Origin of the sequence: Hydrogenophilus thiooxidans, assembly GCF_019049855.1 — a bacterium.
Classification (GTDB): Bacteria; Pseudomonadota; Gammaproteobacteria; order Burkholderiales; family Rhodocyclaceae; genus Hydrogenophilus; species Hydrogenophilus thiooxidans.
The window spans coordinates 141489-150494 of the sequence record NZ_JAHLSY010000004.1; the positions used below are offsets into that span (position 1 = coordinate 141489).

Sequence of the window (9006 nt, forward strand, 5' to 3'; positions counted from 1 at the left end):
AGAAATCATAGGTGAAGGGGACCGCGTATCATGCTGGGACTGTCCAGCCGGGTGAAAGCCATCTCCCCGTCCGCGACGCTCGCGATCGACACGCGCGTCAAGGAAATGATCCAAAAAGGCGAGGACGTCATCAACCTGAGCGTCGGCGAACCCGACACGCCGACGCCGCTTAGGGCGTCCTACCGGGCGATCGAGGGCATCGTGAACGGGTTTACGAAATACACGAACTCGTCGGGGATCGTCGAGCTGAGAAAACGCCTGGCGCGCAAGCTGGCCGAGGAAAACGGTCTGGAATACGACCCCGAGCAGATCGTCGTGTCGGTCGGCGGCAAACATTCGCTGTACAACGCCTTCATGGCGATCTGCAACCCCGGCGACGAAGTCGTATTGCCCGCGCCGTACTGGGTCAGCTACATCGAGCAGATCAAGCTCGCCGACGCCGTCCCCGTCGTCGTGCCGACGGACGAATCGACGGGGTTCAAGCTGACGCCGGAAAAGCTGGCGTCGGCGATCACGCCGCGGACGAAAGCGCTCGTGCTGAACAGTCCGAGCAATCCGACCGGCGCGGCGTATACCCGGGAAGAACTGCAGGCGCTCGCTTGCGTCGTTGCCGAGCGCGACATGTACGTCGTCAGCGACGAAATTTACGAAAAGCTGCTGTATACGGGCGAACACGTCAGCATCGCCGCGCTGGGGCCCGCGCTGAAAGAGCGCACGCTCGTCGTCAACGGTTTTTCCAAGGCGTTCGGCATGACCGGCTGGCGGCTCGGCTACATGGCGGGGCCGAAAGACGTCATGAAGGCCGTCGCCGACTTCCAGAGCCACGTCACGTCCAACGTAACGTCGATCGCCCAGCTCGCCGCGCTCGGCGCGCTGGACGACTACGACCCGGCGCAGCGCGAAATGTTCCGCGAACGGCTCGAATACGTCTACGGCCGCGTCGCCGCGATGAAACACGTCCGCTGCGTTAAGCCGCAGGGCGCGTTCTACGTGTTTCCCAACGTCGGCGACTGTTTCGGCAAAACGTTCCGCGGCGCCGTCATCTGCGACGCCGACCACCTGTGCGAGCTGATTCTCGAACATTGCCGGGTCGGCGTCGTGGCGGGAACAGGCTTCGGGGCGCCGCGCAACATTCGGATTTCTTACGCAGTCCGCCTGGAACGGCTGCGCGAGGCGATGGACAGGCTGGAGCGGTTTTTCGCGGAAATCGAGTGAACGCGCGGGCATCACCGGTCGTACCGTCTGCGCGGTCACCACGGCAGGAACGCCTCTGGGCCGCCGAACGGCCGGTCGATGATGCCGCCTCCGAGACATACCGGGCCGTCGTAAAACACGACGGCTTGGCCCGGCGTCACCGCCCGCTGCGGTTCGTCGAAGCGGACCTCGCAGCTCGCCGGTCCGGTGACGCGGACGGTCGCCGGCCGGTTGGGCTGCCGATAGCGGCATTTAACCGTGCAGCGGAACGTTTCGGCCGGCGGAGCGCCGGCGATCCAGTTGACGTCCGAGGCGGCCAGCCCGTCCGCATACAGGGCGGGATGGCGGTCGCCCTGGACGACGTACAGCACGTTTTTTTCCAAATCTTTTCCCGCCACGAACCACGGTTTGCCGCTTCTGCTTCCGCCGATGCCGAGACCGTGGCGCTGTCCGATCGTATAATACATCAGGCCGTCGTGGCGTCCGAGCACGCGGCCGCTCAGATCGACGATGTCGCCGGGTTGCGCGGGCAAATATCGGCTCAAAAATTCCTTGACCTGATCGAGCATCATGAGAAAATAGGTCTGGTCTTTCTGCGGATCGGCCGACCGGAGCAGGCGGTATGTTCCGTCTGGAGTCCTGTCGATGCGAGCGTAATGGCCGGTCGCGATACGGTCCGCGCCGAGGTCGAGCGCCTTTTGCAGAAAGTCGCCGAACTTGATCTCGCGGTTGCACAGCACGTCGGGGTTCGGCGTCCGTCCCTTGCGGTATTCGTCGCGAAAGCGGGCGAACACTTTTTCCGCGTATTCCCGTTCAAAATTGACGGCGAAAAACGGAATGCCGAGCTGTCCGCATACGCGGCGCACGTCAATTGATTGATAACGAAAGCGTACATGATGACCGAGAGACGAAAAAAAACGGAAGCCACAGGGCGATCCCGTAACCAAAAAACCGGTGACAACACGCAAAGACCGTCGCGAAAAGAAGCGCGTCGCCAAGATAACCCTCCCCAACCCGGTCACAAAGCGAAACGGCTTGCGGCAACCCAAGAAGCGGCGCGCGCGGCACCGCTTGACGTCGACCGTTTGGCCGAGATTGCCGCAGCACTTCCCCCCAAACGGCGTGCAGACCCCTATTTGGCACGCGAAGTGTTGCGCTACGGCGACAATCCACTTCCCAGCCGTGAATACATCATCGAGACGTTGGAGCGCGCTGGACGGCCGCTCAAAATGGCTGAGTTAGCGAACGAACTCGAAATCCGTCCGTTTGAACTCGCGCTCTTCGAACGCCGTTTGACGGCGATGGAACGCGACGGCCAAATCTTGACCAACCGCTGTGGTGCACTGATTTTGCCGGAGAAAGCGGCGCTCATCCGCGGCCGTGTCCAGGGCCATCCCGACGGATTCGGTTTCGTGATCCCGGATGACGGTGGTCCCGACATCTTCTTGGGGCCCAAGGAGATGCGTGAGGTCTTGCACGGCGATCGTGTCATGGTGCGGGTCACGGGTCGTGACCCACGGGGGCGGCCCGAAGGCAAAATCGTCGAGGTGCTTGAACGGCGAACCACGCGGGTCGTGGGGCGCGTGATCGTCGAGCACGGCGTGATGCTGGTAGCGCCAGAGGATAAGCGCATCGCGCAAGATATTTTGATCGCGCCCGAAGCCGGTCGGCGATCGCGCAAACCGAAAGCAGCACCGGGAGAGGTCGTTGTTGTCGAGATTGTCGAACCCCCCAGCAAATACGCGCAACCAATCGGCAAGATCGTCGAGGTGTTGGGGCGATACGACGATCCGGGAATGGAGATCGAGATCGCATTGCGCAAATTCGATCTGCCTTTCGTCTGGAGTTCGGCGGCCAAGGCGCAGACGCGGCGATTGCCCGATGCGGTTCGTCCCCATGACCAGAAAGGCCGCGAGGATTTGCGCCATCTGCCGTTCGTCACGATCGACGGCGAAAACGCCAAAGACTTCGACGACGCGGTCTTCTGCGAACGGGTGGGGAGAGGGTTTCGGCTCCTGGTTGCGATCGCCGACGTCGCGCACTATGTGAAACCGGAAACGCCCCTTGACCAAGAGGCTTACGAGCGGGGGAATTCGGTCTATTTTCCTCGTCGCGTGATTCCGATGTTGCCAGAAAAGCTCAGCAATGGGCTCTGTTCGTTGGTGCCGCGCGAAGACCGATTGGCAATGGTCTGCGAGATGTTCGTGTCGCCACGTGGCAAGGTGCAGCGCTACCGCTTCTTCCCTGCGGTGATCCATTCGCATGCCCGCTTGACCTACACGATCGTTGCCCGAGCGCTTTACGAGGGAGACAAAACGGCGCGCGAAATGGTTGCCGATTTGCTGCCCCATTTGGAAACGCTCGATGCGGTCTTTCGGGTGCTCCTTGCAGCGCGCAAGCGGCGCGGTGCGATCGAATTCGAAACCACCGAAGTGGAGTTTCTCTTCGACGAAAACGGCAAGATTCGTGGCGTCAAACCGGTGGTGCGTAACGACGCGCACCGGCTCATCGAAGAGTGTATGCTCGCAGCGAACGTCTGTGCGTCGCAATTCTTGGCCGAGCACGAACACCCCACGCTCTATCGCGTCCATGAACCGCCTGACCCGGAAAAAATTGCCAAACTGCGTGAATTTCTGGCGGGATTTGGCATCGAGCTTCCGGGCGGGGACGAGCCGTCACCGAAAGACTTTACCCGGGTACTGGAAAAGATCGAAGGGCGGCCGGATGCGCCCCTCCTGCAGATGGTGATGCTGCGCTCACTCAAACAGGCGCGTTATACACCGGACAATGCCGGCCATTTCGGCTTGGCTTATCCCTGCTACACCCACTTCACCTCGCCGATTCGCCGTTACCCCGATCTGCTCGTGCACCGCGCGATCAAAGCAGTGCTTGCGGGCAGCCAATACACCCCAAGTCGACCGTGGGAAGAGATCGGTGCGCATTGCTCGATGACCGAACGGCGTGCGGACGAGGCAACGCGCGAGGTGATGAACTGGCTCAAGTGCTACTACATGCAGGAGCATATCGGGGAGGTTTATACCGGTACCGTTTCGGCTGTCGTTCCGTTCGGGCTCTTCGTCACACTGGACGAAGTCTTCGTCGAAGGGTTGGTCCATATTTCCGATCTTGGCGCCGACTACTTCCAATACGACGAAGTGGGGCACGCGCTCGTTGGCGAAAGGACGAAGGTTCGCTACCGTTTGGCCGATCGCGTCAAAGTGCAGGTGGCGCGTGCCGATCTGGCGACGAGCAAAATCGATTTTCACCTCATCGAGCGACTGGAGGGCGACGCGTGAAGGCGCGCAGCGATCGGGAAACTGCTCTGGCGTACGGCTGGCACAGCGTGACGACGATGCTGCGTGTCGCGCCGCAACGCATCGTGCAACTCCATGTGGCAGTGGAGCGCAAAAGCGATGCGCGTGTGCAAGGCCTGATCCAGAAAGCCGAGGCGGCTTCTGTCCCGGTGGTGTGGGTCGAGCGGTCGTTTCTGACGAAGTGGATCGGACACGGCCGCCATCAAGGCGTGGTGGCAACCCTCAACCCAGATGCTCGGACGGTCACGCTCGAAGCGGTGCTGCCCAACAGCATGGAGTACCCCAATCCGGCGGCGCGCCAGCTGCTGATGCCGCCGCTCTACCTGGTGCTCGATGGTGTGACCGACCCGCACAACCTGGGGGCCTGCCTGCGCACCGCCGACGCGACGGGCGTGCGCGCGGTGATCGTTCCCAAAGATCGTTCGGTGGGGATCACGCCTGTGGTGCGCAAAGTCGCGAGCGGCGCTGCCGAAACCGTGCCGGTCGTTTTCGTGACCAATCTGGCGCGAGCGCTCGAGCAGCTCAAAGCCTCGGGCGTTTGGGTCGTCGGATTGGCGGGCGAGGGTGACCAGTGGCTCGCAACCTGCGATCTTTCCGGTCCCTTGGCGCTCGTATTGGGTGCCGAAGGCGAGGGGCTGCGACCGCTCACACGCGCGCATTGCGATTTCTTAGCGCGGCTGCCGATGCTTGGTGTCGTCGAAAGTCTTAACGTTTCCGTTGCTGCAGGGGTTGCTCTCTACGAAGTAGTGCGGCGCCGCTTCGACAGGGTTTAAGGCGTCGCGTCCTCCTTTGCGCTGCGTCATTCCATGGCCGTCGCGTGACGGCCTTCTCTTTTACTATTGACAATAATGATTCTCATTATCTATAATGTTCTTGAAACAAGCATGAGGGAATGAGCGCAGTGGCAAATCAAGCACGGACGGGTGCCGAACGGGTTTCGCAATGGCTCACCCTTATCTCAGCGGTGGTTGCGGTAACGCTGTCTGTTTTGGATTGGCTCTACTGGGGGCGCTAATGGCCGAGAGCGGGTGCGTAAAAAGAGCGATTACGGAGCGGATGGTGCAAACCGCAGCGTCGCTTGAACCCCATTTTGCACCTGAGGTTCTTTTTGCTGCGGTGATCGAAGGAGTACCTGCGGTCGAATATCAGCCCATTGTCCGTTTGGAAGATGGCGCAATCATTGGGTACGAAGCTTTGGCTCGGTTTTCGGCATGGGGGCGGGCGATTCCACCGGATCAGCTTTTTGCAGCGCTTCATAGCAACACGATGCTACTTCACTACGCCGAATGGAAGTGCAAGGCGATTCAGTTGGCTCTGGCACCTAAGAAAGGGCTTTTGTTTCTCAATTTGGAGCCCGACGCGTGGCATCAAGGTCAATGCGGCAACTGGGTGGATCCCTATCTCGAATTGTTTGCTGCGGCTCGCGAACGGTTGGTCGTCGAAATCGACGAAAGTTGTCATCTTCATGCTGCAACCATATCCGGAACCCTTGCCGAACGGTTGGCTGAACGGGGCATTGCGGTTGCTATCGACGATTTGACCCCAACGCACGGTATTGCCTTGCGATCGCTTTACCAATACGCGGCATTTCTCAAATTCGATCGTGCCTTTCTGCAAGAGGGGAGCAAACGCAATCCTTTTTTCGAACATCTTTTCGCTGCGGCGAAAGAGAGTGGTGCCACATTGGTGTTGGAAGGTGTCGAACGGGCGGAAGATCTTTCGTTTGCGGCGGCGCTCGGTTTCGATTGTGTCCAAGGGTTCTATTTCGCCGACCGAATCATTAGAAGACAAGGAACGACACAGCTCTGGCGGAGGTTGTGGCGCGAGCGCCGTGCCTGCATGGGTTGTCAAATCGCGTGTGGTGCACATCGTGAGGAGGTAATTCATGAATAAATCCGCTGGGTCGTTACCAATGACCGTCGTCTCTGGGGTACGAAAAGGGCGCAAGCGACTCTGGGAATTGGAGGAAAAGCTCCACTGTCCCATCATCGGTTCCTGTCTGACCGTGGCTGAGGTGGCAAAGCTCCTGAAGCGTTTTGGCTATGTCAATGATAAAGCGCGTTCGTTCGAAGTGCATGTGACGGCAGTAGGTCTTGCGAAGACCCGCAACGAGGTCAGCGAACGATTGCACAAGCGACTGGACGAAAAATGGCGTGTCGCGCTGACTCTGGTTGCCCAAATCAAAAGTAGCGAAGCGTTGCGTGCGTACTGGACAGAATCGTTTGCGCGCGGAGAAGTGGCGGGCGCCTTTTGGGCCGTCGTGACGCACCCATTGGTGACGTCAGAATTGGCCCATAGCTGTTACGAAGATCTTCATATGCTTTCTCATCAAATCGGCGCTGGCCTGGCTGCAGATGTGCGCAGACTCAAATGGCTTGACGAGGAACGGACCCGTCTTTTGCAAGAAAACCAAAAACTGCAGGCGCGTGTCCATGATCTTTCCCAACAGCTGGGCGAGCGGACTCAAGCCATGCTGAATCTCAAGGCACAGGTCGACCGCGCAGAAGAAGCACGAGAACGGTTGGTGCAAAAGTGGCGTGCCGAATGTGAAATGCTTCGTGACGCGGCAGAAGAAGGTGGTAAGGCACTGGCGCGAATCGAATCGCTCAAAGCTCGTGTCGAGACCCTGGAGTCCGAACTGGTGGCGGCGTTGCGTGATCGAGATTTTTGGCGCGAAGAGTTGGAGGCGATACGTAAGGAACACGCGGCGCTCGAACAGCTGCTGGTGTCGCAACAAACCGAATCGGTTTTAACGGCGTCTTGCGAGAACGAAGCGGATTGTGGCGCATGCCAATATCGGTACCGATGCGTTTTGTGCGTTGGCGGACGTACGAATTTGGCGCCACATCTTCGCGATTTTGCGAAACGTTTCGGGCTGGAAGTGCGTTTTCACGACGGCGGATTGGAAGACGCGCTCCAGCGCTTACCAGAGCAGCTCAAGGGCGTCGATGCCGTCGTCGTTACGGTTGGAGCGGTATCTCACCAAGCTTACTACCGTGTCAAGCATTTCTGCAAACAATCGGGAAAGCCATGCCTGTTGATCCGAAATGCCAGTATGGGAGGATTCGCCGTTGCGATCCAGTCCTTGATGCAGGGGGAAGTTGAGCTTGCATCCCAGGGGTTGCCTGCGGTCAAAAGACTGACGAACTGAGGAGATCACTGTGTACGCTTGCATCTGTTTCGCAGTGAAAGAGCGTGAGGTACGCGAAGCGGTATCGAAGGGTGTGGTGCGCATGAGCGATTTGTGCGCCAAGCTCGGTATTGGAACGAGGTGTGGGCGTTGCGTTTGTGCGCTCCGCGAAATTGTCCGCGAAGAAACTAAGGTAATAAAGGAGATTACGATTGATGATTGCGAAAAAGCGATCGATGATAGATTCTTGCAGAAAGGATGTGGTTTTGCTACGCTAAACGAAGTGAAATCGCACAAGGAATGGATTTATGAAAGGTGATCCGAAAGTACTCCAGCTTCTCAATGACGCGTTGAAAAACGAATTGACGGCGGTCAATCAGTATTTTCTTCATGCGCGGATGTATCAGAACTGGGGCTATCATGCGCTCGCAGAGGTAGAGTATCGCGAGTCCATTGAAGAGATGAAACACGCGGATCGTTTGATTCAACGTATCCTCTTTTTAGAAGGGTTGCCCAATTTGCAAGATCTGGGGCGGCTGAGGATCGGGGAGAACGTGCCGGAGTGTCTCAAAGCAGATCGGGCGTTAGAAGAAGCTGCGATAGCACAATTGCGCAGCGCAATCGCCTACTGTGAATCGGTTCGTGATTTCGTTTCGCGTGATCTGCTGAGTGATCTGCTCGATGATTCGGAAGAACATTATGATTGGGCGGATACCCAGTTGGAATTGATCGAAGCGCTCGGCTTGCAAAACTACTTGCAAAGTGCGATGGGGAAAATTGATTCCTAATTGGCATAAATAATTTATTTTGAAAATATAGTTATTGTTATGTGTTTGATCGGTGCTGGAAAAGAGGAGCTAACATGAAAAACCGCATTTTTGCCACGGTACTTGGCGTGAGTTTGGCTTTGGGGAGTTTTGCGCTGACAGCAGCCGAGCCAGAAGGGCGTCCCGCGCACCGTGAAGTGTCGATTCCGACTACGGCCTCAGCGGCGTGGAAAATTTTGCGCCAAGACGGAGCTGCGCTGAAACAATATCTTGAGAAGAAAACGTTGACCCCGATGGATCTCCATGAGATCCACATGCTTTCCTACACCTTGGAGGTTGCTGTTCATCGCTTGCGCTCCGAGTGGGAGCAGATCGCGAACGATCTAGAAGAGATGCACAAGAACAGTGAGTCGGGCAATGCTGAGAAAACGCGGCAACACGGTCAGGCTTTCCTCGACGCGGTCTCACGCGTCAAGGGTTGTAAATAAAAACTTTTTTACTGTGTCAGGTCCCATATCATTATATTCCCCGAAGTCGTGCTAAACTCTTCGAAGCGTACCGACTCCTTGAGCGCTTGTTCCAAGGCCGGAAAGCATTGAAC

The 9006-nt window shown here is 57.9% G+C and carries 8 protein-coding genes and 1 pseudogene; 8 read left to right on the top strand and 1 reads right to left on the bottom strand.

From position 1 onward, the window contains the following. The first annotated feature begins 30 nt into the window (after positions 1 to 30). Complete coding sequence (locus tag KUL93_RS03400; RefSeq protein ID WP_217125708.1) at positions 31 to 1215, top strand: pyridoxal phosphate-dependent aminotransferase; 1185 nt, start codon at positions 31 to 33, stop codon at positions 1213 to 1215. Positions 1216 to 1250: 35 nt separating this feature from the next. On the opposite strand, the pseudogene KUL93_RS03405 reads toward KUL93_RS03400, so the two are convergent. After that, positions 1251 to 2063 (bottom strand): annotated as a pseudogene (locus KUL93_RS03405) (MnmA/TRMU family protein); the annotation flags it as partial. A 27-nt stretch (positions 2064 to 2090) separates the two neighbouring features. Between KUL93_RS03405 and rnr the strand changes: the two are divergent. The 7 genes from rnr (at position 2091) to KUL93_RS03440 (ending at position 8893) form a co-directional block, all read left to right on the top strand. Beyond that, a complete protein-coding gene (gene rnr / locus KUL93_RS03410) occupies positions 2091 to 4490 on the top strand; it encodes a ribonuclease R (protein ID WP_430408198.1) in 2400 nt (799 codons plus the stop codon). A gap of 56 nt (positions 4491 to 4546) precedes the next feature. Continuing rightward, positions 4547 to 5281: a 23S rRNA (guanosine(2251)-2'-O)-methyltransferase RlmB gene (rlmB, locus tag KUL93_RS03415; RefSeq protein WP_249419227.1), complete on the top strand. Its 735-nt coding sequence runs from the start codon at positions 4547 to 4549 to the stop codon at positions 5279 to 5281. A gap of 283 nt (positions 5282 to 5564) precedes the next feature. Further along, positions 5565 to 6401 (top strand): EAL domain-containing protein, encoded by an 837-nt coding sequence (locus KUL93_RS03420; protein ID WP_217125712.1) that lies wholly within the window; start codon positions 5565 to 5567, stop codon positions 6399 to 6401. A 121-nt stretch (positions 6402 to 6522) separates the two neighbouring features. Beyond that, complete coding sequence (locus KUL93_RS11675) at positions 6523 to 7659, top strand: DUF2325 domain-containing protein (protein WP_217125713.1); 1137 nt, start codon at positions 6523 to 6525, stop codon at positions 7657 to 7659. Positions 7660 to 7669: 10 nt separating this feature from the next. Then, a complete protein-coding gene (locus KUL93_RS11680) occupies positions 7670 to 7957 on the top strand; it encodes a (2Fe-2S)-binding protein (RefSeq protein ID WP_217125714.1) in 288 nt (95 codons plus the stop codon). Then, positions 7947 to 8426, top strand: coding sequence for a bacterioferritin (gene bfr / locus KUL93_RS03435; protein WP_217125715.1), 480 nt, complete (start codon positions 7947 to 7949; stop codon positions 8424 to 8426). The genes KUL93_RS11680 and bfr overlap by 11 nt, the downstream gene beginning before the upstream one ends. A 74-nt stretch (positions 8427 to 8500) precedes the next feature. Then, complete coding sequence (locus KUL93_RS03440; protein WP_217125716.1) at positions 8501 to 8893, top strand: DUF6746 family protein; 393 nt, start codon at positions 8501 to 8503, stop codon at positions 8891 to 8893. Positions 8894 to 9006 lie beyond the last annotated feature (113 nt).

Coding starts and splice junctions, on each gene's coding strand:
- KUL93_RS03420 (WP_217125712.1), top strand. CDS start 5,565: ATGGTGCAAACCGCAGCGTCGCTTGAACCCCATTTTGCACCTGAGGTT.
- rnr (WP_430408198.1), top strand. CDS start 2,091: ATGACCGAGAGACGAAAAAAAACGGAAGCCACAGGGCGATCCCGTAAC.
- KUL93_RS03440 (WP_217125716.1), top strand. CDS start 8,501: ATGAAAAACCGCATTTTTGCCACGGTACTTGGCGTGAGTTTGGCTTTG.
- rlmB (WP_249419227.1), top strand. CDS start 4,547: ATGCTGCGTGTCGCGCCGCAACGCATCGTGCAACTCCATGTGGCAGTG.
- bfr (WP_217125715.1), top strand. CDS start 7,947: ATGAAAGGTGATCCGAAAGTACTCCAGCTTCTCAATGACGCGTTGAAA.
- KUL93_RS03400 (WP_217125708.1), top strand. CDS start 31: ATGCTGGGACTGTCCAGCCGGGTGAAAGCCATCTCCCCGTCCGCGACG.